Annotated in this window: 24 protein-coding genes and 1 pseudogene; 12 read left to right on the forward strand and 13 right to left on the reverse strand. The window is 59.9% G+C overall.

All coding sequences use genetic code 11. The features are described 5' to 3' along the window. Positions 1 to 55 precede the first annotated feature (55 nt). On the forward strand, positions 56 to 628 hold the full coding sequence (locus tag ACA062_RS32395) for a xanthine phosphoribosyltransferase (protein WP_201115704.1): 573 nt from the start codon (positions 56 to 58) through the stop codon (positions 626 to 628). A gap of 126 nt (positions 629 to 754) precedes the next feature. Here the strand turns inward: ACA062_RS32395 and ACA062_RS32400 are convergent, their stop codons facing one another. The 6 genes from ACA062_RS32400 to dadA all read right to left on the reverse strand — a co-directional run bounded on the left by ACA062_RS32400 (position 755) and on the right by dadA (position 7,046). Next, a complete protein-coding gene (locus ACA062_RS32400; RefSeq protein ID WP_497454585.1) occupies positions 755 to 2,677 on the reverse strand; it encodes an acetyl-CoA hydrolase/transferase C-terminal domain-containing protein in 1,923 nt (640 codons plus the stop codon). 281 nt (positions 2,678 to 2,958) lie between these two features. Then, complete coding sequence (locus ACA062_RS32405; protein WP_497457525.1) at positions 2,959 to 3,372, reverse strand: c-type cytochrome; 414 nt, start codon at positions 3,370 to 3,372, stop codon at positions 2,959 to 2,961. 182 nt (positions 3,373 to 3,554) lie between these two features. Continuing rightward, positions 3,555 to 4,103: a cupin domain-containing protein gene (locus tag ACA062_RS32410; protein WP_064680419.1), complete on the reverse strand. Its 549-nt coding sequence runs from the start codon at positions 4,101 to 4,103 to the stop codon at positions 3,555 to 3,557. A gap of 128 nt (positions 4,104 to 4,231) precedes the next feature. Then, complete coding sequence (gene alr / locus ACA062_RS32415) at positions 4,232 to 5,305, reverse strand: alanine racemase (RefSeq protein ID WP_497454586.1); 1,074 nt, start codon at positions 5,303 to 5,305, stop codon at positions 4,232 to 4,234. 111 nt (positions 5,306 to 5,416) lie between these two features. Continuing rightward, complete coding sequence (locus ACA062_RS32420) at positions 5,417 to 5,770, reverse strand: RidA family protein (protein WP_150798715.1); 354 nt, start codon at positions 5,768 to 5,770, stop codon at positions 5,417 to 5,419. Next, on the reverse strand, positions 5,742 to 7,046 hold the full coding sequence (gene dadA, locus ACA062_RS32425; protein WP_497454587.1) for a D-amino acid dehydrogenase: 1,305 nt from the start codon (positions 7,044 to 7,046) through the stop codon (positions 5,742 to 5,744). Before dadA ends, ACA062_RS32420 begins: the two co-directional genes overlap by 29 nt. A 156-nt stretch (positions 7,047 to 7,202) precedes the next feature. Between dadA and ACA062_RS32430 the strand changes: the two genes are divergently transcribed. Beyond that, positions 7,203 to 7,691: an Lrp/AsnC ligand binding domain-containing protein gene (locus ACA062_RS32430; RefSeq protein WP_003176896.1), complete on the forward strand. Its 489-nt coding sequence runs from the start codon at positions 7,203 to 7,205 to the stop codon at positions 7,689 to 7,691. A gap of 126 nt (positions 7,692 to 7,817) precedes the next feature. Here ACA062_RS32430 and ACA062_RS32435 read toward each other — a convergent pair whose 3' ends face one another. Further along, entirely contained in the window at positions 7,818 to 8,171 is a 354-nt protein-coding gene (locus ACA062_RS32435; protein ID WP_497454588.1) for a YkgJ family cysteine cluster protein, read from the reverse strand. A 147-nt stretch (positions 8,172 to 8,318) separates the two neighbouring features. Between ACA062_RS32435 and ACA062_RS32440 the strand changes: the two genes are divergently transcribed. Continuing rightward, positions 8,319 to 9,632 (forward strand): NAD(P)/FAD-dependent oxidoreductase, encoded by a 1,314-nt coding sequence (locus tag ACA062_RS32440; RefSeq protein ID WP_497454589.1) that lies wholly within the window; start codon positions 8,319 to 8,321, stop codon positions 9,630 to 9,632. Positions 9,633 to 9,775: 143 nt separating this feature from the next. Here ACA062_RS32440 and ACA062_RS32445 read toward each other — a convergent pair whose 3' ends face one another. After that, positions 9,776 to 10,021: a DUF1127 domain-containing protein gene (locus ACA062_RS32445; protein ID WP_497454590.1), complete on the reverse strand. Its 246-nt coding sequence runs from the start codon at positions 10,019 to 10,021 to the stop codon at positions 9,776 to 9,778. A gap of 179 nt (positions 10,022 to 10,200) precedes the next feature. On the opposite strand from ACA062_RS32445, the gene ACA062_RS32450 reads away from it, so the two are divergent. Further along, positions 10,201 to 11,634, forward strand: a complete 1,434-nt coding sequence (locus ACA062_RS32450; RefSeq protein WP_497454591.1) for an aminotransferase-like domain-containing protein — start codon at positions 10,201 to 10,203, stop codon at positions 11,632 to 11,634. Between the two features lie 59 nt (positions 11,635 to 11,693). Further along, positions 11,694 to 13,259 carry a phospholipase D family protein gene (locus ACA062_RS32455; RefSeq protein ID WP_497454592.1) on the forward strand — a complete coding sequence of 522 codons (1,566 nt, stop codon included), beginning with the start codon at positions 11,694 to 11,696 and terminating at the stop codon, positions 13,257 to 13,259. A 96-nt stretch (positions 13,260 to 13,355) separates the two neighbouring features. On the opposite strand, the gene ACA062_RS32460 is transcribed toward ACA062_RS32455, so the two are convergent. Together ACA062_RS32460 and ACA062_RS32465 are read right to left on the reverse strand one after the other, a co-directional pair. Then, positions 13,356 to 14,498 carry an MFS transporter gene (locus ACA062_RS32460; protein ID WP_497454593.1) on the reverse strand — a complete coding sequence of 381 codons (1,143 nt, stop codon included), beginning with the start codon at positions 14,496 to 14,498 and terminating at the stop codon, positions 13,356 to 13,358. Positions 14,499 to 14,684: 186 nt separating this feature from the next. Beyond that, positions 14,685 to 16,178 (reverse strand): aldehyde dehydrogenase, encoded by a 1,494-nt coding sequence (locus ACA062_RS32465; protein WP_128872521.1) that lies wholly within the window; start codon positions 16,176 to 16,178, stop codon positions 14,685 to 14,687. Between the two features lie 238 nt (positions 16,179 to 16,416). Between ACA062_RS32465 and ACA062_RS32470 the strand changes: the two genes are divergently transcribed. Both ACA062_RS32470 and ACA062_RS32475 read left to right on the forward strand, forming a co-directional pair. Then, positions 16,417 to 16,779 carry a cupin domain-containing protein gene (locus ACA062_RS32470; protein ID WP_095126919.1) on the forward strand — a complete coding sequence of 121 codons (363 nt, stop codon included), beginning with the start codon at positions 16,417 to 16,419 and terminating at the stop codon, positions 16,777 to 16,779. A 174-nt stretch (positions 16,780 to 16,953) separates the two neighbouring features. Then, complete coding sequence (locus ACA062_RS32475; protein ID WP_497454594.1) at positions 16,954 to 17,172, forward strand: I78 family peptidase inhibitor; 219 nt, start codon at positions 16,954 to 16,956, stop codon at positions 17,170 to 17,172. A 111-nt stretch (positions 17,173 to 17,283) separates the two neighbouring features. On the opposite strand, the gene rpmG is transcribed toward ACA062_RS32475, so the two are convergent. Further along, a complete protein-coding gene (gene rpmG, locus ACA062_RS32480) occupies positions 17,284 to 17,439 on the reverse strand; it encodes a 50S ribosomal protein L33 (RefSeq protein WP_007894709.1) in 156 nt (51 codons plus the stop codon). A gap of 11 nt (positions 17,440 to 17,450) precedes the next feature. Beyond that, a complete protein-coding gene (gene rpmB, locus ACA062_RS32485; protein WP_007894701.1) occupies positions 17,451 to 17,684 on the reverse strand; it encodes a 50S ribosomal protein L28 in 234 nt (77 codons plus the stop codon). Between the two features lie 447 nt (positions 17,685 to 18,131). On the opposite strand from rpmB, the gene ACA062_RS32490 reads away from it, so the two are divergent. Continuing rightward, positions 18,132 to 19,718 (forward strand): ABC transporter substrate-binding protein, encoded by a 1,587-nt coding sequence (locus tag ACA062_RS32490; RefSeq protein WP_497454595.1) that lies wholly within the window; start codon positions 18,132 to 18,134, stop codon positions 19,716 to 19,718. A gap of 134 nt (positions 19,719 to 19,852) precedes the next feature. On the opposite strand, the gene radC is transcribed toward ACA062_RS32490, so the two are convergent. Further along, positions 19,853 to 20,527: a RadC family protein gene (gene radC / locus ACA062_RS32495; RefSeq protein ID WP_497454596.1), complete on the reverse strand. Its 675-nt coding sequence runs from the start codon at positions 20,525 to 20,527 to the stop codon at positions 19,853 to 19,855. 136 nt (positions 20,528 to 20,663) lie between these two features. Here radC and coaBC point away from each other — a divergent pair, with 136 nt between their 5' ends. The 4 genes and pseudogenes from coaBC to ACA062_RS32515 all read left to right on the forward strand — a co-directional run. Then, on the forward strand, positions 20,664 to 21,872 hold the full coding sequence (coaBC, locus tag ACA062_RS32500; RefSeq protein ID WP_497457526.1) for a bifunctional phosphopantothenoylcysteine decarboxylase/phosphopantothenate--cysteine ligase CoaBC: 1,209 nt from the start codon (positions 20,664 to 20,666) through the stop codon (positions 21,870 to 21,872). Between the two features lie 5 nt (positions 21,873 to 21,877). After that, the gene (gene dut / locus ACA062_RS32505; protein WP_128872518.1) at positions 21,878 to 22,333 is read left to right on the forward strand and encodes a dUTP diphosphatase; all 456 of its coding nucleotides are present in this window, start codon (positions 21,878 to 21,880) and stop codon (positions 22,331 to 22,333) included. 148 nt (positions 22,334 to 22,481) lie between these two features. Beyond that, positions 22,482 to 22,688, forward strand: coding sequence for a hypothetical protein (locus tag ACA062_RS32510; RefSeq protein ID WP_497454597.1), 207 nt, complete (start codon positions 22,482 to 22,484; stop codon positions 22,686 to 22,688). Further along, positions 22,682 to 24,085 (forward strand): annotated as a pseudogene (locus tag ACA062_RS32515) (phosphomannomutase/phosphoglucomutase); the annotation flags it as partial. The gene ACA062_RS32510 and the pseudogene ACA062_RS32515, both read left to right, overlap by 7 nt. Positions 24,086 to 24,098: the final 13 nt, after the last annotated feature.

The following is a 24,098-nucleotide window of genomic DNA, read 5'->3' on the forward strand; positions in this document are numbered from 1 at the left end:
ATCGACTACTTTTTAACCAGCCCTGGACGCACAGGCGTCATTAGAGGAAAGCTTCATGGAAGCACTGCACAAGAAAATCCGCGAAGAAGGCATCGTGCTTTCCGACCAGGTCCTGAAAGTCGACGCCTTTCTGAACCACCAGATCGACCCGGCCCTGATGAAGCTGATCGGCGACGAATTCGCCACGCTGTTCAAGGATTCGGGCATCACCAAGATCGTCACCATCGAAGCCTCAGGCATTGCCCCGGCGATCATGACCGGTCTGAACCTCGGCGTGCCGGTGATTTTTGCGCGCAAGCATCAGTCCCTGACCCTGACCGAAAACCTACTGTCGGCGACCGTTTACTCTTTCACCAAGCAGACCGAAAGCACGGTGGCGATCTCCCCGCGCCACCTGACCAGCAGCGACCGCGTGCTGATCATCGATGACTTTCTGGCCAACGGTAAGGCGTCGCAAGCGCTGATTTCGATCATCAAACAGGCTGGCGCTACCGTCGCGGGTTTGGGGATCGTGATCGAGAAGTCGTTCCAGGGTGGGCGTGCGGAGCTGGATGCGCAGGGTTATCGGGTTGAATCGTTGGCTCGCGTTCAGTCGCTGGTTGGCGGTGTCGTGACCTTCATCGAGTAAAGCCCTGACGCCGCACCCCTGTAGGAGCTGGCTTGCCAGCGAAGAGGCCATAACATTCGACATCTCTGTTGGCAGTTACGCCGCCTTCGCTGGCAAGCCAGCTCCTACAAGGTTTTGTGTTGGCTGTTATTGCGTGGTGGCCTTGAGGCCGGTGAGCAATAGCCGCTGAAACAAATCCTCTTTCAGCCCTTCCGGGTGGGTCAGCTGCATCCGTTCCAGATGCCCGGGGAACGCCGACGGCTCCGGCGCATCCAGCGCAGCCTTACCCAACTCCAGAATCTGCGTGAGCTTGAACTTGCTCTTCAACCAGTTCAGCGCCCGCAACACATCCCGCTCCACCTCGGTGAAATCACACCCCAGCGGATACTCAGGAAACAGATTCGGATGTTGCGCCTGAATCGCCTGCAAACGCTGCGGATTGTTTTGCGCAAACCGTGGATCGATGTGGAAGTTCTTTGGCAACTTGCCAACGTTCTGCGCCTGCTCGATCAACCCCGGCTGAAAGCGTGAATCGCTGATGTTCAGCAATGCTTCGATCACTGCCGCATCCGTCTTGCCGCGCAAATCGGCGATGCCGTATTCGGTCACCACGATGTCCCGAAGGTGCCGCGGGATCGTGCAATGGCCGTACTCCCAGACGATGTTCGAACTGACGTCACCCCCCGACTCGCGCCAGCTGCGCAGCAGCAGCACCGACCGCGCACCTTCCAGCGCATGGCCCTGGACTACAAAGTTGTATTGCCCACCCACACCGCTGAGCACCCGCCCGTCTTCCAGCTGATCCGCCACCCCGGCCCCCAGCAGGGTCATGGTGAACACGGTATTGATAAAGCGCGCATCGAGGCGCTGCAGACGCTTGAGCTCTTCCTGACCATAGAGCTCGTTGATGTAGCTGATGCGGGTCATGTTGAATTCGAACCGCTTGCTCTGGGGCAACGCCCGCAGGCGCTCATAAAAACTGCGCGGCCCGAGGAAAAAGCCACCATGCACCGAGATGCCGTCGGTTTGCGCGCCCTCATCCAGGGTGCCGGCATTCGCCTGTTGCTGGGTCGGTACATCGGGGTAGACCTTGCGCCGCACGATCCCGGCATCCGCCAGCACCAGCAAGCCGTTGACGAACATTTCGCTGCAGCCGTAAAGGCCCTTGGCAAAGGGTTCGACGCCGCCCTCGCGTTCGATCAGTTGTGCCCACTGGCTGAGATTGATGTCCGCGAGCAAGGCCTTGTACCCGTCATTGTCGGCTTGTCGCGCCAGCAACGCGGCGGTCAGGGCATCCCCCATCGCGCCGATACCGATCTGCAAGGTGCCGCCATCGCGCACCAGCGTGCTGGCATGCAGGCCAATGAAGTGATCCTGAAAACCCACCGGCATGTTCGGCGTGGAGAACAGCGTCGTGCTGTCTTTCTCGTCAATCAACAGGTCGAAGGCGTCGATGCCGATTTCCGCGTCGCCAGGCATGTACGGCAAGTCGTTGTGCACCTGCCCTAGCAGCAGGATCGTCTCCCCTGCGGCCCGGCGCTTGTCGATCATCGGCAACAGGTCGAGGGTGATGTCCGGGTTGCAGCTCAGGCTCAGGCGGTCGGGATGCTCGCTGTGACTGGCCACCAGCTGCGCCACCAGGTTCAAGCCGGCGGCATTGATGTCCCGAGCGGCGTGACTGTAGTTGCTGCTGATGTAATCGCGTTGCGCCGGTGCACTGTTGAGCAAGCTGCCAGGCTGCAGGAAGAATTGCTGGATACGAATGTTCGACGGCAGGTTGTCCTGGTGAAGACCCGCCAGGAAGTCCAGCTCCGGGTAGTCGCCGAAAACCCGTTCGATGAAGGGTTCGAGGAAGCGCTTTTGCAGACCGTCGCCTAACGAAGGGCGGCCGAGGCACAGGGCGGTGTAAATGGTCAGTTGCCGTTCGGGCAATTGTGCAATGCGTTGAAACAGCGCGTTGACGAAGTGGTTGGGTTTGCCCAGGCCGAGGGGCAAGCCCATGTGGATATGCGCCGGCAATCGTGCCAACACGTCATCGACCGCCTGCTCGATAGAACACAGCTGCACCATCGGATCCTCCCTTTACATTCCGTGAATCGGGTTGGACCGGGCTTGCCGGGCCTTTGCTGCAAAGAATAGTCCCAAGGGCAAATCGCAGGCACAAAAAAGCCGCTCACAAGCGGCATGCGGTCCACTGTAGGAGCGAGCTTGCTGGCGAAGGACGTGAACAATAACGCGTGTTTACTGGCTAAACGCGGCGCTCTTGAGACCATCGCGAGCAAGCTCGCTCCTACAATTTCATAACTGAACAGCATTCGCTCGCAAGCGGCTTTTTCGCTGAAGATGAAGCCTTATTTCAGGCCGGACATCTTCTCGATGGCGCCCTTGAGGTCGGCATCGGAGCAATCGGCGCACGTGCCTTTGGGTGGCATCGCATTGATGCCCGAGATGGCTTTTGCCAGCAATCCGTCAACGCCGCCTTCTTTCTTGGAACGCTCGCCCCAAGCGGCGGCATCACCGATTTTCGGCGCGCCCAACAGGCCGCTGCCATGGCAAGCGTTGCAATGTTTTGCAATCACCGAGTCAGGGGTTTTGGCATCACCGCCACCCGCAGAAGCGGCCACTTCCATTCCCTTGCACTCTTGACCTTGTACACAGACTTTGCCGACTGGTTCCAGGCGTTTTGCAATATCGTCGTTAGTCGCAGCTTGAGCGCTGACTGCCCATAGGGCCAATACGGTTGCTGGTGCAGCCAGCATTTTCATAATTAGATTCACGCGTTCACCCTCAATGGTGGCTAGTCACGCCCACGGCCACGGTTCGCAGGCGGGCGCAAGTATAACGGTAAGCCCGCCACACTGAAACAACCCCAAAGTCGAAGGGGTCTTGTCGTGCAACGGAAAAACAGTCCGGGCCCCTCCGCCATGCTGGCAGGGCGCCTCTTTTGTTAAAAGTTAGCGGGTGTAGCTGCGCTGATTAGTCGCGCCGGCGCATCGAACGGATTGCGAAAACGATGCGGCTTGGTGCTTTCAAAGTAGTAGCTATCGCCGGCTTCGAGCACAAAAGTTTCAAGCCCGACCACCAGTTCCAGTCTTCCTTCGAGCAAAATCCCGGTTTCCTCGCCCTCGTGGGTGAGCATCTCTTCACCGGTGTCGGCGCCTGGCGGATAGATTTCATTGAGGAAGGCGATAGCCCGGCTCGGGTGGGCCCGGCCGACCAGTTTCATGGTCACTGCGCCATCGGAAATGTCGATCAGCTCGTTGGCCTTGTAGACGATCTGAGTCGGTTTTTCCTGCAGGATCTCTTCGGAAAAGAACTCGACCATGGACATGGGAATCCCGCCCAGTACCTTCCTCAGCGAACTGATCGAGGGGCTGACGCTGTTCTTCTCGATCATCGAAATGGTGCTGTTGGTGACGCCCGCCCGTTTGGCGAGTTCACGCTGGGAAAGGCCTTTGAGCTTACGGATCGATTGCAGTCGTTCACCGACGTCCAATACTGGAGCCTCCAGGGATTCAGGTTGTTGGAATATTGAGCGTTATCATGGCGACAGCGTTCAGTATTTACAACACTTTGGCCTGAATCCTGTGCGGCGAGGCGACTTTCGGTCCGGGGTGCCTTGGGTTAAACCCCGGAATAGAGCTTCGGCACCCGGTGCAGGTTGCAGAAGATCTGGTAAGGAATCGTGTCGGCGGCCTTGGCCACGTCGCTGGCGAGGATATTTTTGCCCCACAACTCCACGGTCGAACCCAGGCCCGCTTGCGGCACATCGGTCAAGTCGATGCAGAGCATGTCCATCGACACCCGGCCGATCAATTGACTGCGCTGGCCGGCGACCATCACCGGGGTGCCGGTCGGTGCCTGACGTGGATAGCCATCGGCGTAACCCATAGCCACCACGCCAACGCGCATCGGTTTGGCGGTGATGAACTTCGCGCCATAACCGATCGGCTCGCCGGCGGGCAGTTCACGCACGCAAATCACTTTCGATTCGAGGGTCATCACCGGTTGCAGGCGTGATGCCACGGCATTGGCTTCTTCGAAGGGTGTAGCACCATAGAGCATGATGCCCGGGCGCACCCAATCACTCGGAATCTGCGGCCAACCCAGCACCGCCGGCGAGTTGCGCAGGCTGACCTCGGCGGACAACCCCTGGCGCGCGGCTTCAAAGACTGCTACTTGCTCGGAGCTGGCTTGACTGTGCAGCTCATCGGCGCGGGCGAAGTGGCTCATCAGTACGATCTTCGCAACCTTGCCACTGGCCAGCAACCGTTGATAGGCCGCCTGATAATCCTTCGGATGCAGGCCGACCCGGTGCATGCCCGAATCGAGCTTGAGCCAGACCGTGATCGGCTTGTTCAACGCGGCTTTTTCGATGGCGTCGAGCTGCCATAACGAATGCACCACGCACCAGAAATCATGCTCGACGATCAGCGACAGTTCATCGGCTTCGAAAAAACCTTCGAGCAGCAACACCGGCGCACGAATGCCGGCGGCGCGCAGCTCCAGGGCCTCTTCGATGCAGGCCACGGCGAACCCGTCCGCCTCCGCTTCCAGTGCCTGGGCGCAACGCACTGCGCCATGGCCATAGGCATCGGCCTTGATCACCGCGAGGGCACGGGCACCCGAGACTTCACGGGCGATCTGGTAGTTGTGACGCAGGGCTTGAAGGTCGATCAGGGCACGGGCAGGACGCATGGCGGCAGACTTCTGGTCGGTCAATGAGAATAAAAACCGGCGCTGGCTGAGGGTATAAACCGCCTGCAGCGCCGGGAGAGGGATCGTTCTGAAGTACTTATGTCAGAGCAATTACGGCAGAGCGGCTACAACCGACAGCTCCACCAAAATTTCCGGTTCGCACAGCTTCGATTCAACCGTCGCGCGAGCCGGTGCGACGCCTTTTGGCAGCCACTTGTCCCAGACCGCATTCATGCCTTCGAAGTGCGCTTCAATGTCTTTCATGTAGATCGTTACCGACAGCAGACGGCTCTTGTCGGTCCCGGCCAGGTCCAGCAAACGCTCGATGTTGGCGAGGGTTTCACGGGTCTGTTGTTCAATCCCGGCACTCATGTCGTCGCCGACTTGCCCTGCCAGATAGACGGTGCCGCTGTGGACAACGATCTGGCTCATGCGCTCATTGGTGAGCTGGCGCTGGATTGACATGTTTTGCGGACTCCTGGGTTTTGTTGCCATAACGAGAGATATCGAGGCCTTCGGCGCTGATCTGTGGCGTTTTCTTCGCCATCAGGTCAGCCAGCAAGCGACCGGAGCCGCAGGCCATGGTCCAGCCGAGCGTGCCGTGACCGGTGTTCAGGAACAGGTTCTTGAACGGTGTGGCGCCAACGATCGGCGTGCCATCCGGTGTGGTCGGACGCAGACCGGTCCAGAAACTCGCCTGGGTCAGATCGCCGCCCTGAGGATAAAGGTCGTTGACGATCATCTCCAGGGTTTCGCGTCGACGCGGGTTAAGCGACAGGTCAAAACCGGCGATTTCAGCCATGCCGCCAACGCGGATACGGTTGTCGAAACGGGTGATCGCGACCTTGTAGGTCTCGTCGAGGATAGTCGAAGTCGGGGCCATCGCCGGGTTGGTGATCGGCACAGTCAAGGAATAACCCTTGAGCGGATACACCGGCGCCTTGATACCCAGCGGCTTGAGCAGTTGCGGCGAGTAGCTGCCCAGCGCCAATACGTAGCGATCAGCGGTTTCCAGCTTGCCGTCGATCCAGACACCATTGATGCGATCACCGGCGTAGTCGAGGCGCTGAATGTCCTGTTCGAAGCGGAATTCCACACCCAGCTTGGTCGCCATTTCGACCAGGCGGGTGGTGAACATCTGGCAGTCGCCAGTCTGGTCGTTCGGCAGGCGCAGGGCACCGGCGAGGATGTCGGTGACGCTGGCCAGCGCCGGCTCAACCCGGGCAATGCCGGCACGGTCGAGCAGTTCGAACGGCACGCCGGACTCTTTCAGCACGGCGATGTCTTTCCAGGCGCCGTCGAGTTGAGCCTGGGTACGGAATAGTTGTGTCGTACCGAGGCTGCGGCCTTCGTAGGCAATGCCGGTTTCGGCGCGCAACTCGTCGAGGCAGTCACGGCTGTACTCGGACAGACGGACCATGCGCTCCTTGTTCACCGCATAACGGCTGGCGGTGCAGTTGCGCAGCATCTGCGCCATCCACAGGTATTGATCGATGTCGGCGGTGGCCTTGATTGCCAGCGGTGCGTGGCGCTGCAACAGCCACTTGATGGCCTTGAGCGGCACACCCGGCGCGGCCCACGGCGAGGCATAACCCGGCGACACCTGCCCGGCGTTGGCGAAACTGGTCTCCATGGCCGCAGCCGGCTGACGGTCCACCACCACCACTTCAAACCCGGCACGGGCCAGATAATAAGCACTGGTAGTACCGATGACGCCGCTACCCAAGACCATAACGCGCATTTTCATATCCCTCATCGCGGCTTGCCGCTGACGTTTGTTGTTCAGACCGTAGATGTGGGCAGTGTAAAAAAGATTAGCCAGTGCTTTTCACTATATAAATGCCTATATTTGGCGACAATTCTCGGCAAAAACCCTTTTCACGGAGGCGCATCCCCTATGCGTACCAACACTCAGACCAAACGTGAGCTGGACAAGATCGACCGCAACATCCTGCGGATCCTGCAAACGGACGGGCGGATCTCCTTCACCGAGCTCGGGGAAAAGGTCGGACTCTCGACCACCCCCTGTACCGAGCGGGTCCGGCGGCTGGAGCGCGAAGGGATCATCATGGGCTACAACGCCCGGCTCAATCCGCAGCACCTCAAGGGCAGTCTGCTGGTGTTCGTCGAGATCAGTCTCGACTACAAATCCGGCGATACTTTCGAAGAGTTCCGACGCGCAGTGCTGAAACTGCCTCACGTGCTGGAGTGCCATTTGGTGTCAGGGGATTTCGACTATTTGGTGAAAGCCCGGATTTCCGAGATGGCTTCGTACCGAAAACTGCTGGGCGATATTCTGCTCAAGCTGCCCCATGTGCGCGAATCCAAGAGCTATATCGTGATGGAAGAGGTGAAGGAGAGCTTGAATCTGCCGATTCCGGATTGAATATTTTCCGGTGCCTATTCGGACCCCATCGCGAGCAAGCTCGCTCCCACAAGGGCAACGCTGTACCTGTGGGAGCGAGCTTGCTCGCGATTGAGTCGACTCGGTGACCCTGAATGACCGCGACCGCTAAACCAACACCTGCCGGGTCGAAGCCATGTACTCATGAATCTGCTTCTCGACCCGCGGATGAATCAGCTCCACCGGCCCCCGCCCATTGGGGCATGGCAAGGTCTTGGTAGTGCCGAACAACCGACAAATCAGCGGCCGCTCGTCATACACGGTGCAGCCCTCAGGCCCCAGGTGTACGCAATTGAGCTCATCCATCGCCGCATCCTGCTCGGCCCGGGTCTTGCGGGGCAGGCGGGACATTTCTTCCGGCGAGGTGGTCACAGGCCCACAGCAGTCATGGCAACCGGGCACGCACTCGAACGAGGGAATCTGCTGGCGCAGCGTGCGAATTTTCTGGCTGTTGCAGCTCATCGAAGCGTTGACCGAATGCGGGATAGACCGGGATTCTGACGCAAAAGCCGCGATCCAGACAGCAACAACCGACCAGTGTTGCCCGTACCGGAAGGTCAGGCTTATGCTCCGTCAAATTTTCTATACACAAGAATCAGGAACACGCACATGAATGCCCGTGCTCAGCAACCTGTCCCAAGCCATCGGCACACGGCGTCCTATTACGCCGCCAGCAGTCTGCCGCAGCCTGATCACCCGGTGCTGCAAGGCGACCTGGTGACCGATGTGTGCGTGGTCGGTGGCGGATTCTCCGGATTGAACACGGCGCTCGAACTGGCCGAACGCGGCCTGAGCGTGGTGCTGCTCGAAGCCCACAAGATCGGCTGGGGCGCCAGCGGGCGCAACGGCGGGCAATTGATTCGCGGTGTTGGCCATGGTCTCGATCAATTCGCCAACGTGATCGGTCCGGACGGCGTGCATCAGATGAAACTCATGGGGCTGGAAGCGGTGGAAATCGTCCGACAGCGGGTCGAGCGTTTCCAGATCCCTTGCGACCTGACCTGGGGTTACTGCGATCTCGCCAACAAGCCCCGCGACCTGGAAGGCTTTGCCGAAGACGCCGAAGAATTGCGCAGCCTCGGCTACCGTTACGAAACCCGGTTGCTGCAAGCCAACGAAATGCACTCGGTAGTGGGCTCCGACCGTTACGTGGGCGGTCTGATCGACATGGGCTCGGGGCATTTGCATCCGCTCAACCTGGCCTTGGGCGAAGCGGCCGCCGCACAGCAACTGGGGGCGAAACTGTTCGAACGCTCGGCCGCCACCCGCATCGAATACGGCCCCGAGATCAAGGTCCATACCCTCCAGGGCTCGGTTCGCGCCAAGACGCTGGTGCTGGGCTGCAACGCCTACCTCAATGATCTCAACCCCGAACTCAGCGGCAAGGTGCTGCCCGCCGGCAGTTACATCATCGCCACCGAACCCTTGAGCGAAGCACTGGCCCACTCACTGCTGCCGCAAAACATGGCGGTCTGTGATCAGCGGGTGGCGCTGGATTACTATCGACTCTCGGCGGATCGACGTTTGCTGTTCGGCGGCGCTTGTCATTATTCAGGACGCGACCCGAAGGACATCGCCGCCTACATGCGGCCGAAGATGCTGGAGGTGTTCCCGCAACTGGCCGGGGTGAAGATCGACTATCAATGGGGCGGGATGATCGGCATCGGTGCCAATCGCCTGCCACAGATCGGCCGGCTGCAGGATCAGCCGAATGTGTATTACGCCCAGGCTTATTCCGGTCACGGGGTGAATGCCACGCATTTGGCGGGCAAGTTGTTGGCTGAAGCGATCAGCGGGCAGCACAGTGGTGGGTTCGACCTGTTTGCCAAGGTGCCGCACATTACCTTTCCGGGCGGCAAGCATTTGCGGTCGCCGTTGTTGGCGTTGGGGATGTTGTGGCATCGGATGAAAGAGTTGGTCTGACCGGTTAGTGGCAGTCTTATGGGCCTCATCGCGGGCAAGCCCGCTCCCACAGGGATTAGCGGTGAACACAATTTTTGTGAACACCAGCGACCATTGTGGGAGCGGGCTTGCCCGCGATGCCGTCCGGGAGAACGCCACAGCACTCAGATCCGCCAAAAAGGCTTAAGCCCCTCCTCCCGCGCCTGCTCCCGACTCAACCCCACATCCCTGAGTTGCTCCGGCGTGAGCATGAGCAACGCCTTGCGTGTGTGCAAACGATGCCAGAACAGACCCCAGCGACCCAGGCCGGACGGTGCGTTGCGCAGGATTGCCGCGCACGCGCCGTGATTTTGCCCTGCCGCCAGTTCCTGACTGCGTAACGTCAGTCGCACATCGCTCAAGCCGTTCATGTTGATCGCTCCTGTTTACATGGGTCACCAGAGCTTTCATGATGCGTGGACGGCGAAAAGCATTACAGATTCAACAGAAAGTTATTAGTTCCATACAGATTTGATGTTTTACCCTCTGAATCGCAATTTTTCGCCTCATCTGTATGGGTTTACCCAATGAACCACACCGAGACAGCGCCATGACCCTCTACGTCAACCTTGCCGAGCTGCTCGGCACGCGTATCGAACAGGGCTTCTATCGCCCGGGTGACCGGCTGCCGTCGGTGCGGGCGTTGAGCGTCGAGCACGGCGTCAGCCTGAGCACTGTGCAGCAGGCTTATCGGGTGCTGGAAGACAGCGGCCTGGCGATGCCGAAACCCAAGTCGGGCTATTTCGTGCCGGTGAGTCGAGCGCTGCCGGAGTTGCCGGCGATTGGCCGTCCGGCGCAACGGCCGGTGGATATTTCCCAGTGGGATCAGGTCCTGGAGTTGATTCGCGCGGTGCCACGCAAGGACGTGGTGCAATTGGGTCGCGGCATGCCGGACATCACCACGCCGACCATGAAACCGCTGCTGCGCGGCCTCGCACGGATCAGCCGGCGGCAGGACATGCCCGGCCTGTATTACGACAACATCCATGGCACCCTCGAACTGCGCGAACAGATCGCCCGCCTGATGCTCGACTCCGGCTGCCAGTTGAGCGCCAGCGACCTGGTGGTTACCACCGGTTGCCACGAAGCGCTGTCGACCAGCATCCGTGCCATATGCGAGCAGGGAGACATCGTGGCCGTGGATTCGCCAAGCTTTCATGGCGCCATGCAGACCCTCAAGGGCCTCGGCATGAAAGCCCTGGAAATCCCTACCGACCCGCTCACCGGGATCAGCCTCGATGCGCTGGAACTGGCACTGGAGCAATGGCCGATCAAGGCCATACAGTTGACCCCCAACTGCAACAACCCGCTGGGCTACATCATGCCGGAACCACGCAAACGCGCGTTGTTGACCCTGGCACAGCGCTTTGACGTGGCGATCATCGAGGATGATGTGTATGGCGAACTGTCCTACACCTACCCGCGACCGCGCACGATCAAGTCCTTCGACGAGGACGGCCGTGTCCTGCTCTGCAGTTCCTTTTCCAAGACCCTGGCACCGGGCCTGCGCATCGGCTGGGTGGCACCGGGGCGCTATCTGGAACGGGTGCTGCACATGAAATACATCAGCACCGGCTCCACCGCGCCGCAACCACAGATCGCCATTGCCGAATTCCTCAAGGCCGGGCACTTCGAACCGCATTTGCGGCGGATGCGCAGCCAATACCAACGCAATCGCGACGCAATGATCGACTGGGTCACGCGCTATTTTCCGGCGGGCACCCGGGCCAGTCGTCCACAAGGCAGCTTCATGCTCTGGGTTGAACTGCCAGAGGGCTTCGACACCCTGAAACTCAATCGCGCCTTGCACGACCAGGGCGTACAGATTGCCGTCGGCAGCATCTTTTCCGCCTCGGGCAAGTACCGCAATTGCCTGCGGATGAACTACGCTGCCAAACCAACACCGCAAATTGAAGAAGCGGTGCGCCGGGTCGGCGCTGCGGCAATCAGACTGCTGGCGGAAACGGACAGCTCCACCGACTGACCTTTCTCTGGGAATCGGCGTCCTATGCCGACAACGGCCGCCAATCGGAACAATCCTACGTGAGATTCAGACAGCCCCTGCTTGCTCTTCTCCTTCTCACTTGCGTGCTTGGTGGTTGCGCCAGCTTCGACGTTCAACGCGAACCGAGCCAGGCGCTGCCTGCCAGCGACTCGGCGTTTGGTCGCTCGATCCAGACTCAGGCGGCGCCCCATGAGGGCAAATCCGGATTTCGCTTGCTGTCCAACAGCAGTGAAGCCTTCACTGCCCGCGCCGAACTGATTCGCAACGCCCAAAGCAGCCTCGATCTTCAGTACTACATTGTCCATGACGGGATCAGCACCCGGATGCTGGTGGAAGAACTGCTCAAGGCTGCTGACCGCGGTGTGCGGGTGAGGATCCTGCTCGACGACACCACCAGCGACGGCCTGGACTGGACCATCGGCACGCTGGCAGCGCATCCGCAGATCGAGATCCGCTTGTTCAATCCGCTGCACCTGGGCCGTGCCACGGGCGTGACGCGCGCCATGGGCCGGCTGTTCGAGCTGTCGTTGCAACACCGACGCATGCACAACAAGTTGTGGCTGGCGGATAACAGCGCGGCGATCGTGGGCGGGCGCAATTTGGGCGACGAGTATTTTGATGCCGAGCCTAACTTGAACTTTACCGATATCGACATGCTCGGCATCGGTCCGGTCGCCGAACAACTCGGACACAGCTTCGATCAATACTGGAACAGTGCGCTGAGTAAACCGATAGATGAGTTTCTGTCGCGCAAGCCGACGCAAAAGGATCTGCAGAACAGCCGGACCCGCCTGGAAGAATCGCTGGAAGAAACGCGCAAACAGAATCATGCGCTGTATCAACAATTGATGACCTTCACCACTAACCCACGAATGGATATCTGGCGCCGCGAGTTGATCTGGGCCTGGAGCCAGGCGTTGTGGGATGCACCCAGCAAAGTACTGTCCAAAGGTGAACCCGATCCGCATTTGCTGCTGACCACGCAATTGGCGCCCGAGCTTATGAGTGTCAGCAAAGAGTTGATCATGATTTCGGCGTACTTCGTGCCCGGCCAGCCGGGATTGGTTTACCTCACCGGCCGGGCCGACGCCGGGGTGTCGGTGAGCTTGTTGACCAACGCCCTCGAAGCCACCGACGTACCGGCCGTGCATGGCGGCTACGCCCCCTACCGCAAGGCGTTGCTGGAGCATGGGGTGAAGCTGTACGAATTACGCCGTCAGCCCGGCGAAGGTGGCGGCAGCGGGCCTGTTTTTTACGGCAGGTCTTTCCGAGGTTCCGATTCCAGCCTGCACAGCAAGGCGATGATTTTCGACCAGCAGAAAGCGTTCATTGGCTCGTTCAATTTCGATCCGCGCTCGGTGCTGTGGAACACAGAAGTTGGCGTGCTGGTAGACAGCCCGGAACTGGCCGCCTACGTGCAAAAAGCGGCACTGGAGGGTATGGCGCCGGCGCTGAGTTATCAGGTGAAGCTGGACCATGACCGCATCGTCTGGGTGACTGAAGACGACGGCAAAATGCACGTATTGACCAAAGAGCCGGGGAGCTGGTGGCGGCGGTTCAATGCCTGGTTCAGCACCGCGGTCGGCCTGGAGCGCATGTTGTAGCTTTAATCGCCAAGATCGCAGCCTTCGGCAGCTCCTACATGGGATCGCATTTCAACCGTAGGAGCTGCCGAAGGCTGCGATCTTTTGTTCTTTAATCTAAGCCGGCTGCACCGCGCCAAACGCCCCTTGCCGCGACAGCAAAATCACCAATCCGAACGCCCCGGCCGCCATCAACAACGGCAACGCATGCCCGCTGATCCACTGACTGCCGGCACCCGCCGCCAACGGGCCGATCAGGCAACCGATCCCCCACAGCTGTGCAATATGCGCGTTGGCCCGCACCAGTGCGTCGTCGCGATAGCGCTCGCCGATCAGGATCAGTGACAAGGTGAACAGGCCGCCGGCACTGGCGCCGAACAACACCCACAAGGGCCAGATCAGCAGCGTGTCGATCAGCAATGGGATGGCCAGGCTCGATACCAGCAAGACGACCGCACAGCCGGTGAACAGCGTGCGCCGCGACAAGCGATCGGCCAGCGCGCCAATCGGCAACTGCAGCAACGCGTCGCCCACCACCACCGTGCTGACCATCGCCAAGGCAATGTCGGTGGTGAAGCCTTGCCGCAGGCAATAGACCGGCAACAGGGTCAGGATCATCGCTTCAAACGCGGCAAACAATGACACCGCCCAGGCAATCGCCGGCAGGCCACGGCAGAAAGCCAGCAAGTCACTGAAGGTCACGCTGCAGGCTTCGCTGCTCGGTGCACCGCTGCGACCCAGCAACAGAAACGGTGCTGCGATCAGCAAACCGACGCCAACCCAGAAACCGTAATCATGCTCGGTACCCAGCACGCCGAGCAGCAACGGCCCGGCCAGCTGACTCAAGGCGTAGCTGCTGCCATACAGCGCCACCAGTCGCCCGCGCCATTGCTCGACCACCAGTTGGTTGATCCAGCTTTCACCGAGAATGAACACGAGGGTCAGGATCACCCCGATCATCAGCCGCAGCACCAACCACACCGGATAGCTCGGCAGCAGCGCCAGCAAACCGATGGACAACGCCCCGGCCCACAGGCACAGGCGCATCAGATTGGCCGTACCGAGGCGCGCCGCCAGATGGCTGGAGATTTTCGCACCCAATAGCACGCCAATGGCCGGCATGGACGCCATGACACCAATGGCAAACGAACCGTAACCCCAGGCTTCGAGGCGAAACGACACCAACGGCATACTGACGCCCAGGGCCAGGCCGACACTCAAGACAGACGCCAACACGGCGAAATAAGTCGCCCAACGCATGTTCCACGCTCCTGTGGATATTTTTTGGCACCACACAAAAAAAATGTGGAAGCGAGCTTGCTCGCGATGGCAGTTCCACATTCAACATTGACGTCGACTGTCAGACCGCTATCGCGAGCAAGCTCGCTCCCACAGGGGATCTTCGTTGTGTTCAGCCCCGGTTTTTGACCGGAGCCCGCTACGAAATTACAGCTTGATCCAGGTCGCCTTCAGCTCGGTGTACTTGTCGAACGCGTGCAGCGACTTGTCGCGACCGTTGCCGGACTGTTTGAAACCACCGAACGGCGCGGTCATGTCGCCCCCGTCGTACTGGTTGACCCACACACTACCGGCGCGCAGCGCCTTGGCGGTCAGATGCGCCTTGGAAATATCCTTGGTCCACACCGCTGCGGCGAGGCCGTAAGGCGTGTCGTTGGCGATCTGAATAGCTTCCTCGGCGGTATCGAACGCAATCACCGACAGTACCGGGCCAAAGATCTCTTCCTGAGCGATCTTCATCGCGTTGTTGACGCCGTCGAAAATCGTCGGTTCAACGTAGGTGCCACCGGTTTCCTGAAGAATTCGCTTGCCGCCAGCCACCAGCTTGGCGCCGTCGGTGTGCCCGGATTCGATGTAGGACAGTACGGTGTTCATCTGCTGGGTATCCACCAGTGCGCCGACGTTGGTCGCCGGGTCCAGCGGGTTGCCCGGCTTCCAGGTTTTGAGGGCCTCGATCACCAGTGGCAGGAACGTGTCCTTGATCGAACGCTCGACCAGCAGACGCGAACCCGCCGTGCAGACTTCGCCCTGGTTGAAGGCGATGGCGCTGGCAGCCGATTCGGCGGCGGCTTGCAGGTCCGGTGCATCGGCGAACACGATGTTCGGGCTCTTGCCGCCGGCTTCGAGCCAGACGCGCTTCATGTTCGATTCGCCGGAGTAGATCAGCAGTTGCTTGGCGATCTTGGTCGAACCGGTGAACACCAGGGTATCCACATCGTTGTGCAGGGCCAGGGCCTTGCCGACGGTGTGACCGTAGCCCGGCAGGACGTTCAGCACGCCTTTCGGAATGCCGGCTTCGACGGCCAGCGCAGCGATGCGAATAGCGGTCAGCGGCGATTTTTCGGACGGCTTGAGGATCACCGAGTTACCCGTGGACAGCGCTGGCCCGAGTTTCCAGCAGGCCATCATCAACGGGAAGTTCCACGGCACGATGGCGCCGACCACACCGACAGGCTCGCGAGTGACCAGGCCGAGCTGATCGTGCGGGGTCGCGGCGACTTCGTCGTAGATCTTGTCGATGGCTTCACCGCTCCAGCTCAGGGCTTGCGCCGCACCGGGAACGTCGATGTACAGGGAGTCGCTGATCGGCTTGCCCATGTCCAGGGTTTCAAGCAACGCCAGTTCTTCGGCATGCTGCTTGAGCAGGCTGGCGAAGCGAATCATGGTGGCTTTGCGCTTGGTCGGTGCCAGACGCGACCAGACGCCGGAATTGAACGTGGCGCGAGCGTTTTCAACCGCGCGCTGGGCGTCGGCGGCGTCACAGCTGGCGATCTTGCCCAACAGACGGCCATCGACGGGGCTGATGCATTCGAAGGTCTCGCTGGAGACGGCATCGGTGTATTCGCCATTGATGTAAGCGCGGCCTTCGATCTTCAGATCGCGAGCCCGTTGCTCCCAATCGGCACGAGTCAGGGTGGTCATACGAGTGTCCTCCTCTTGTTGAATGCGAGCGCCCCGCGTACTTCGCGGACGATCTCAGGAATGCTGCCCGGCCAGCCTGCACTTTCGGCCCAGGGCAACGCCCACCCTAAACCAGTGACCGGGGTTGTTTCAATATATTTGACACAAGGTCGGTAAACGGGCTTGCGGTGTTCATTTTAATAAACATAGACTTTGAGTATTCCAGCCACTCGCGCCGCAATCACGGGGGATTACACCAATGAGCATCCAGGACATCGTCGACTTCAGCCAGGCGACCACCCAGCCCGATCGCTATCGGCCAGACCCGGCCAAAGTCCTCAAGGGCGACCCCGAACAAGCGGTGTACAACCACTACAACAGCCCTTGCGGCCAGATGAGCGCAGGCGTTTGGGAGGGCGAAGTCGGCCAGTGGCATGTGAACTACACCGAGCACGAATATTGCGAAATCGTTCAGGGCGTTTCAGTGCTTCGCGATAACGAGGGCAACGGCAAGACCTTGCGCGTGGGCGATCGCTTCGTGATCCCGGCCGGGTTCAGGGGCACCTGGGAGGTGCTGGAACCGTGCCGCAAAATCTACGTGGTGTTTGAACAGAAAGCCTGAGCGAAAATCCGCCGACACAGACACTCATAATCTACCATTGGCCAACAGCCGCGACGGCCGATCAGACTGTGTCGCAGGCGCTGCGTTGTTTTCTGCTGCAGGACGGGTTTGCACAGGACGTGCCCCCGCTTGATACGTAGCGCCTCAAAACCTACTCATTGCAAGGAGGCAACCATGCCTGACGTTACCGATCAATGCGACGTCGCAGTCGCTCAATACACCATCGGCCAGCCGTACACCCCCGAGTTGCTCGAAGAAGTACGCGCCAAGGCCAATGGCGCACCGGTCCGGGTCACTGGCCCAAAATATGTGTCTGACCGCAAACGGGTCCCCCGCCGCATCAGCCTGTTGACCAATGCCGACAACATCATCGTCAGCATCCAGTGCGGCTGAACAGCTGATCGAGGCCTGGAACAGACGTAAACCTTATTCAGGACGAGACACACATAACGAAAAAGGCCCGTATCTCGCGATACGGGCCTTTTTCGTAAGAGGAAAAATCAATTACTTGATTTTGCCTTCTTTGTAGATCACGTGCTTGCGAACAACCGGATCAAATTTCTTGATCTCGATTTTGTCCGGGGTAGTACGCTTGTTCTTGTCGGTAGTGTAGAAGTGACCAGTACCGGCGCTCGAAATCAAACGAATCAATTCACGCATGATTAGCTCCCTTAGATCTTGCCAGCTTTGCGGATTTCGGCCAGCACGACAGTGATGCCACGCTTGTCGATGATACGCATGCCTTTGGCAGATACGCGCAGACGCACGAAACGTTTCTCTTCTTCAACCCAGAAGCGGTGATGCTGCAGGTTCGGCAGGAAACGACGACGGGTTTTGTTGTTTGCGTGGGAAATGTTATTCCCAGTCACCGGACCCTTACCGGTAACTTGACAGACTCTCGACATGCCTCAGCCCTCTAAAACCACATGCCCAACCCGGCATGGGTTGGCCGCTTAATCTCTCAGTCATTTGGCGCCAGGCGCCGCGTTTCTTTAGAGGTCTTACCGGCTACACCTACAAGTGAAGGAACCGGGCCCCTAGAAAAGAGCGCTGCTTTATACCAGAAAGACTAGAAAGCAACAACATTCCGTGTGCGTCGAGCTGATAAAAACCGGTTTTTTCTGGCTTCGAGCGCCCAAGACAAAGGCTGTCGTCGATAGCGACCGCTCGTCGCAGAAAATCGGCCGAGCCGCCCATCGAGGTTTTTTGCCAACCGCCGCACACCCACATCAAGCGCACATACTCCCCTTAAAATGAAAAAGGGGATAGTCATTTGCAAAAGAGCCCACTAGGGTAAGCCTTTTCCAGACTGCACTTGCAGATGGGCCTTCGATCTGTAAAGGAACCCGACCATGCGCCTCGCTGCCTTACCGCTGTTGCTTGCCCCGCTTCTGCTGAGCCCACAGGCCATGGCCGCGGCCTTGAGTGTCTGCACCGAGGCCAGCCCTGAAGGCTTCGACGTGGTGCAATACAACTCGCTGACCACCACCAACGCCTCGGCCGATGTGCTGATGAACAGCCTGGTGGACTTCGATACGGCCAGCGGCAACGTGGTCGCCGGCCTCGCGGACAGCTGGGAAGTCACCCCCGATGGCTTGACCTATGTCTTCAAGCTGCACCCGAAAGTGAAATTCCACCGTACCGAATACTTCAGCCCGGCCCGCGACCTGACCGCCGAAGACGTGAAGTTCAGCTTCGACCGCATGCTCGACCCTGCCAATCCGTGGCACAAAGTGGCCCAGAGCGGCTTCCCGCATGCCCAGTCGATGCAGTTGCCGGGCTTGATCAAGAAGATCGACGCACTGGACCCATTGACCGTGCGCTTCACCCTCGACCATCCCGACTCGACCTTCCTGCCGACCCTGAGCATGGGCTTCGCCTCGATCTATTCCGCCGAATACGCCGATAAACTGATGAAGGCCGGCACCCCGGAGAAGCTCAATAGCCAGCCGATCGGCACCGGCCCTTTCATCTTCACACGCTTCCAGAAAGATGCCTCGATCCGTTACAAAGCCAACGCAGACTACTTCCGTGGCAAGCCGTCGGTGGACCCGCTGATCTTCGCCATCACCCCGGATGCCAACGTGCGCCTGCAGAAGTTGCGCCGCAATGAGTGCCAGATCGCCCTGTCGCCCAAGCCCCTGGACGTACAATCGGCGTTGAAGGAACCCACTTTGAAAGTGGAAAAAACGGACGCGTTCATGACTGCGTTCGTCGCCATCAACAGCCAGCATCCACCGCTGGACAAACCTGAAGTGCGCCAGGCGATCAACCTCGCGTTCGACAAGGCCAACTACGTCAAGGCCGTGTTCGAAGACACCGCCGAGCCCGCCAATGGCCCGTATCCGCCGAACACCTGGAGTTACGCCAAAGGTTTGCCGGGCTACCCGCATGACGTCGAAAAGGCGCGCGCCTTGATGGCCAAGGCCGGGCTCAAGGACGGTTTCAAGACCACTATCTGGACCCGACCTTCCGGCAGCCTGCTCAATCCGAACCCGAGCCTCAGCGCTCAAATACTGCAATCGGACCTCGCGCAGATCGGTATTCAGGCCGAGATCCGGGTGATCGAATGGGGCGAGTTGATTCGCCGCGCCAAGGCCGGTGAACACGACCTGCTGTTCATGGGCTGGGCCGGCGACAACGGGGACCCGGACAACTTCCTCACGCCGCAGTTTTCCTGCGCCGCGCTCAAGTCGGGCACCAACTTCGCCCGCTACTGCAACCAGGACCTGGACAAATTGATCAACGCCGGCAAGACCACCAGCGAGCAAGGTGTGCGCACCAAGCTCTACGAACAGGCCCAGGCGCAGATCCAGCAGCAAGCGTTATGGCTGCCACTGGCCCACCCGACCGCCTTCGCGCTGACGCGCAAGGATGTCGAGGGGTACTCGGTCAGCCCGTTTGGCCGCCAGGACTACTCCAAGGTCAACCTCAAATAACAGCCACACCACAAAACCTGTGGGAGCGAGCTTGCTCGCGATAGCGGACTTTCAGGCGACAACTATGTTGAAGCTGCCGACGTCATCGCGGGCAAGCCCGCTCCCACAGGGACCCGCTTAACCCGCCCCTCCTCCTACAGCCATCCATACTCGGCCATGGACAGCGGTTCCCCGTCACCGATGATGAAATGGTCGAGTACTCGCACATCGATCAGTTCCAGCGCCTCCTGCAGGCGCTTGGTCAACGTGCGGTCGGCCTGACTGGGGTTGGTATTGCCCGACGGGTGATTGTGGCAGAGGATCAATGCTGCGGCGTTGTGGGCCAAGGCTCGCTTGACCACCTGCCGGGGATGGACACTGGTGCTGTCGATCGAGCCGCGAAACAACGCCTCGAAGGCCAGCACTTGATGCCTGGAGTCCAGGAACAGACAGCCGAACACCTCATGAGGCTCGTGGCGGAGCATCGCCTTCAGGTAATCACGAACCGCCTGCGGATTTTCCAGCGCCGATTTCTGGCGCGCACGCTCGGCCAAATGCCGCCGGCCCATTTCCTGCGCCGCCTGCAACTGAGCGAACTTCGCCGGCCCAAGCCCCAAGTGCTTGCTGAACGCGGCCTGATCAGCCTCGAGTAACGAGCGCAGGCTGCCAAACTGACTCAAGAGGTGTCGCGCCAGGTCCACCGCGCTTTTGCCGGCCACACCGGTTCGTAAAAAAATGGCCAGCAGTTCGGCATCCGAAAGACTCGCCGCCCCCAGCTCAAGCAATCTCTCCCGCGGCCGCTCGGCTGCCGGCCAATCACGAATACTCATAACACCTCCCTGGAATATGGGCGCCGCTGTTCCGTAGCGGTCGCTGTGATATCGTAGCCCATCTTTTTTGCGGGCGATTTCATCCCTGGGGAGGGGGTATCGCCATGCAGTCATCAACGAAATGAAAGGCAGACCTATGCAGCGGCTGTATCGGAAACGCATCGTTCTGGGCGTCGGCGGTGGCATTGCTGCCTATAAAAGCGCCGATCTGGTTCGCCGCTTGATCGACCAGGGCGCCGAAGTACGCGTGGTCATGACCCGCGGCGGCAGTGAATTCATCACCCCGCTGACCATGCAGGCCCTCTCTGGGCACCCGGTCCACCTCGACCTGCTGGACCCTGCGGCCGAAGCCGCCATGGGCCACATCGAGCTGGCCAAATGGGCCGACCTGGTGCTGATCGCCCCCGCCACCGCGGACCTGATCGCCCGCCTGGCCCAAGGCATTGCCGACGACTTGCTGACCACGCTGGTGCTGGCCACCGACGCCGTGGTCGCCGTTGCCCCGGCGATGAATCAGGCCATGTGGCGCGATCCAGCCACCCAGGCCAACCTGCAAACCCTCGAAAGCCGCGACCTCAAAGTCTTCGGCCCAGCCTCCGGCAGCCAGGCCTGCGGCGACGTCGGCATGGGCCGCATGCTCGAAGCCACCGACCTCGCCCAGTGCGCGGCGGACTGCTTCCAGCGTCAGGCACTGACCGGCAAACACGTGCTGATCACTGCCGGCCCGACCCAGGAAAACATCGACCCGGTGCGCTACATCACCAACCACAGCTCAGGGAAAATGGGCTTTGCCCTGGCCGAAGCCGCGGTAGAAGCCGGCGCCCGCGTAACGCTGATCACCGGGCCGGTGCACCTGCCGACGCCGGATCGCGTCACCCGCATCGACGTGGTCAGCGCCCGCGACATGCTCGCCGCGTGTGAAGCCGCGATCCCCTGCGACCTGTTTATCGCCTCGGCAGCAGTCGCAGACTACCGTCCGGAAGTCGTCGCCCCACAGAAACTCAAGAAAGATCCTACGAACGGCGACGGCTTGTTGCTACAGATGGTGCGCAACCCAGACATCCTGGCCACCATCGCCACCCGCCCCGACCGTCCGTTCAGTGTCGGTTTCGCCGCCGAAACCGAACACCTGCTCGACTACGCTGCCCGCAAGTTGAAAGACAAGAACCTCGATTTGATCGTCGCCAATGACGTCGCGAACCCGAGCATTGGCTTCAACAGCGAAGAAAACGCCTGCAGCGTGATCGACCGTCAGTTACACGCCACACTTTTCGCCCAGACCAGCAAGAGCAAAATCGCTCGCCAGCTGATCACTTTTATCGCCGAACGTCTGAACCAGGTTTAATTTACATGCACGCTTTGCAAGCCAAGATCCTCGACCCCCGCATCGGTACCGAATTCCCGCTGCCGCAGTACGCCACGCCCGGCTCCGCCGGCCTCGACCTGCGCGCCATGCTGGAAAAAGACACCGTCATCAAGCCAGGCGAAACCCTGCTGATTCCTACCGGCCTGTCGGTGTACATCGGCGACCCTGGCCTGGCGGCGCTGATTCTGCCGCGCTCTGGCCTCGGTCATAAGCACGGCATCGTGCTGGGTAATCTGGTCGGTTTAATCGATTCCGATTACCAGGGCCCGCTGATGGTGTCGTGCTGGAATCGTGGTCAGACCGAATTCAACATGGTGGTCGGCGAACGCCTGGCTCAGCTGGTGTTGGTGCCGGTGGTTCAAGCGCACTTCGAGATGGTCGAAGAGTTCGTCGAAACCCAGCGCGGCACGGGTGGTTTCGGGCATTCAGGTAGCCACTGATCAGCACGATACCTGTGGTGAGGGGCTTGTGTGGCGAGGGAGCTTGTCGGAACGCCGCACCGTCCCGCTTGGGTGCGCAGCGCCCACAAAATCTTGGGGCCGCTTCGCAGCCCAGCGGGAGCAAGCTCCCTCGCCACAGGTGCATTGTTTGCTAAAAATTGCGCAAATTCATCTGGAAGGTTTACGGCTCAAAATCAAGGCATTGGCCGGTGATTCCCCCGCAAAAGCAGGTGGCATGGCCTTTACACACCACGAACTCTCTGCCGAAAACGCCGTCATACCCTTCAGTTTGAACCAGCTGACGAGTTTTTCGCCGGCAGGTCCAGCCACTTTCAAGATGGAGCATTCCCAGTAATGAGCACCCCGGCAAACGTCGCACCCAAGTTCCCCGACAGCATCTTCCGCGCCTACGATATTCGCGGCACCGTCCCGGAATTCTTGAACGCTGAAACCGCTTATTGGCTTGGTCGCGCCATCGGCTCCCAGAGCCTGGCCCAGAACGAACCCAACGTTTCGGTTGGCCGCGACGGGCGCCTGTCCGGCCCGGAACTGGTAGAACAACTGATCAAAGGCCTGGCCGACAGTGGCTGCCACGTCAGCGACGTCGGTCTGGTGCCAACCCCTGCGCTGTACTACGCCGCCAACGTACTGGCCGGCAAATCCGGTGTCATGTTGACCGGCAGCCACAACCCGTCGAACTACAACGGCTTCAAGATCGTCATCGCTGGCGATACCTTGGCCAACGAACAGATCCAGGCCCTGCACGATCGCCTCAAGACCAACAACCTGAGCAGCGGCCAGGGCAGCATCACCCAGGTCGAGATCCTCGATCGCTACAACACTGAAATCGTTCAGGACATCAAACTCGCCCGCCGCCTGAAAGTCGTGGTCGACTGCGGCAACGGCGCGGCCGGCGTGATCGCCCCACAACTGATCGAAGCGCTGAACTGCGAAGTCATTCCGCTGTTCTGCGAGGTCGACGGCAACTTCCCGAACCACCATCCGGATCCGGGCAAACCTGAAAACCTGGTGGACCTGATCGCCAAGGTCAAGGAAACCAACGCCGACCTGGGCCTGGCCTTCGATGGCGACGGCGACCGCGTCGGTGTGGTGACCAACACCGGCAGCATCGTCTACCCGGACCGCCTGCTGATGCTGTTCGCCCGCGACGTACTGGCGCGCAACCCGGACGCGGAAATCATCTTCGACGTCAAATGCACCCGCCGCCTGACCCCACTGATCAAGGAATACGGCGGTCGTCCGCTCATGTGGAAGACCGGTCACTCGTTGATCAAAAAGAAAATGAAACAAACCGGCGCCCTGTTGGCCGGCGAAATGAGCGGCCACATCTTCTTCAAGGAGCGCTGGTTCGGTTTCGACGACGGCATCTACAGCGCCGCGCGGTTGCTGGAGATCCTCAGCAAGGAAAAATCCACGGCCGAAGAGTTGTTCGAGACCTTCCCGAACGATATTTCTACGCCGGAAATCAATATCCATGTGACCGAAGAGAGCAAATTCAGCATCATTGATGCATTGCACGACGCGACGTGGGGCGAAGGCGCTGACCTGACCACCATTGACGGCGTGCGAGTCGACTACGCCAAAGGCTGGGGCCTGGTTCGCGCCTCCAACACCACACCGGTGCTGGTGCTGCGCTTCGAGGCCGATGACGAGGCTGAATTGCAGCGCATCAAGGACGTATTCAAAGTCCAGTTGAAGCGTGTTGCACCTGATCTCCAACTACCGTTTTGATTTATTGAAGCGC

Source organism: Pseudomonas sp. LBUM1679 (assembly GCF_059695565.1).

Bases quoted from the DNA above. Each gene is read 5' to 3' on its own strand.
- ACA062_RS32395 (WP_201115704.1), top strand. From the start codon at position 56: ATGGAAGCACTGCACAAGAAAATCCGCGAAGAAGGCATCGTGCTTTCC.
- ACA062_RS32400 (WP_497454585.1), bottom strand. From the start codon at position 2,677: ATGGTGCAGCTGTGTTCTATCGAGCAGGCGGTCGATGACGTGTTGGCA.
- ACA062_RS32405 (WP_497457525.1), bottom strand. From the start codon at position 3,372: ATGAAAATGCTGGCTGCACCAGCAACCGTATTGGCCCTATGGGCAGTC.
- alr (WP_497454586.1), bottom strand. From the start codon at position 5,305: ATGCGTCCTGCCCGTGCCCTGATCGACCTTCAAGCCCTGCGTCACAAC.
- ACA062_RS32420 (WP_150798715.1), bottom strand. From the start codon at position 5,770: ATGTCAATCCAGCGCCAGCTCACCAATGAGCGCATGAGCCAGATCGTT.
- dadA (WP_497454587.1), bottom strand. From the start codon at position 7,046: ATGCGCGTTATGGTCTTGGGTAGCGGCGTCATCGGTACTACCAGTGCT.
- ACA062_RS32430 (WP_003176896.1), top strand. From the start codon at position 7,203: ATGCGTACCAACACTCAGACCAAACGTGAGCTGGACAAGATCGACCGC.
- ACA062_RS32435 (WP_497454588.1), bottom strand. From the start codon at position 8,171: ATGAGCTGCAACAGCCAGAAAATTCGCACGCTGCGCCAGCAGATTCCC.
- ACA062_RS32440 (WP_497454589.1), top strand. From the start codon at position 8,319: ATGAATGCCCGTGCTCAGCAACCTGTCCCAAGCCATCGGCACACGGCG.
- ACA062_RS32445 (WP_497454590.1), bottom strand. From the start codon at position 10,021: ATGAACGGCTTGAGCGATGTGCGACTGACGTTACGCAGTCAGGAACTG.
- ACA062_RS32450 (WP_497454591.1), top strand. From the start codon at position 10,201: ATGACCCTCTACGTCAACCTTGCCGAGCTGCTCGGCACGCGTATCGAA.
- ACA062_RS32460 (WP_497454593.1), bottom strand. From the start codon at position 14,498: ATGCGTTGGGCGACTTATTTCGCCGTGTTGGCGTCTGTCTTGAGTGTC.
- ACA062_RS32465 (WP_128872521.1), bottom strand. From the start codon at position 16,178: ATGACCACCCTGACTCGTGCCGATTGGGAGCAACGGGCTCGCGATCTG.
- ACA062_RS32470 (WP_095126919.1), top strand. From the start codon at position 16,417: ATGAGCATCCAGGACATCGTCGACTTCAGCCAGGCGACCACCCAGCCC.
- ACA062_RS32475 (WP_497454594.1), top strand. From the start codon at position 16,954: ATGCCTGACGTTACCGATCAATGCGACGTCGCAGTCGCTCAATACACC.
- rpmG (WP_007894709.1), bottom strand. From the start codon at position 17,439: ATGCGTGAATTGATTCGTTTGATTTCGAGCGCCGGTACTGGTCACTTC.
- rpmB (WP_007894701.1), bottom strand. From the start codon at position 17,684: ATGTCGAGAGTCTGTCAAGTTACCGGTAAGGGTCCGGTGACTGGGAAT.
- ACA062_RS32490 (WP_497454595.1), top strand. From the start codon at position 18,132: ATGCGCCTCGCTGCCTTACCGCTGTTGCTTGCCCCGCTTCTGCTGAGC.
- radC (WP_497454596.1), bottom strand. From the start codon at position 20,527: ATGAGTATTCGTGATTGGCCGGCAGCCGAGCGGCCGCGGGAGAGATTG.
- coaBC (WP_497457526.1), top strand. From the start codon at position 20,664: ATGCAGCGGCTGTATCGGAAACGCATCGTTCTGGGCGTCGGCGGTGGC.
- dut (WP_128872518.1), top strand. From the start codon at position 21,878: ATGCACGCTTTGCAAGCCAAGATCCTCGACCCCCGCATCGGTACCGAA.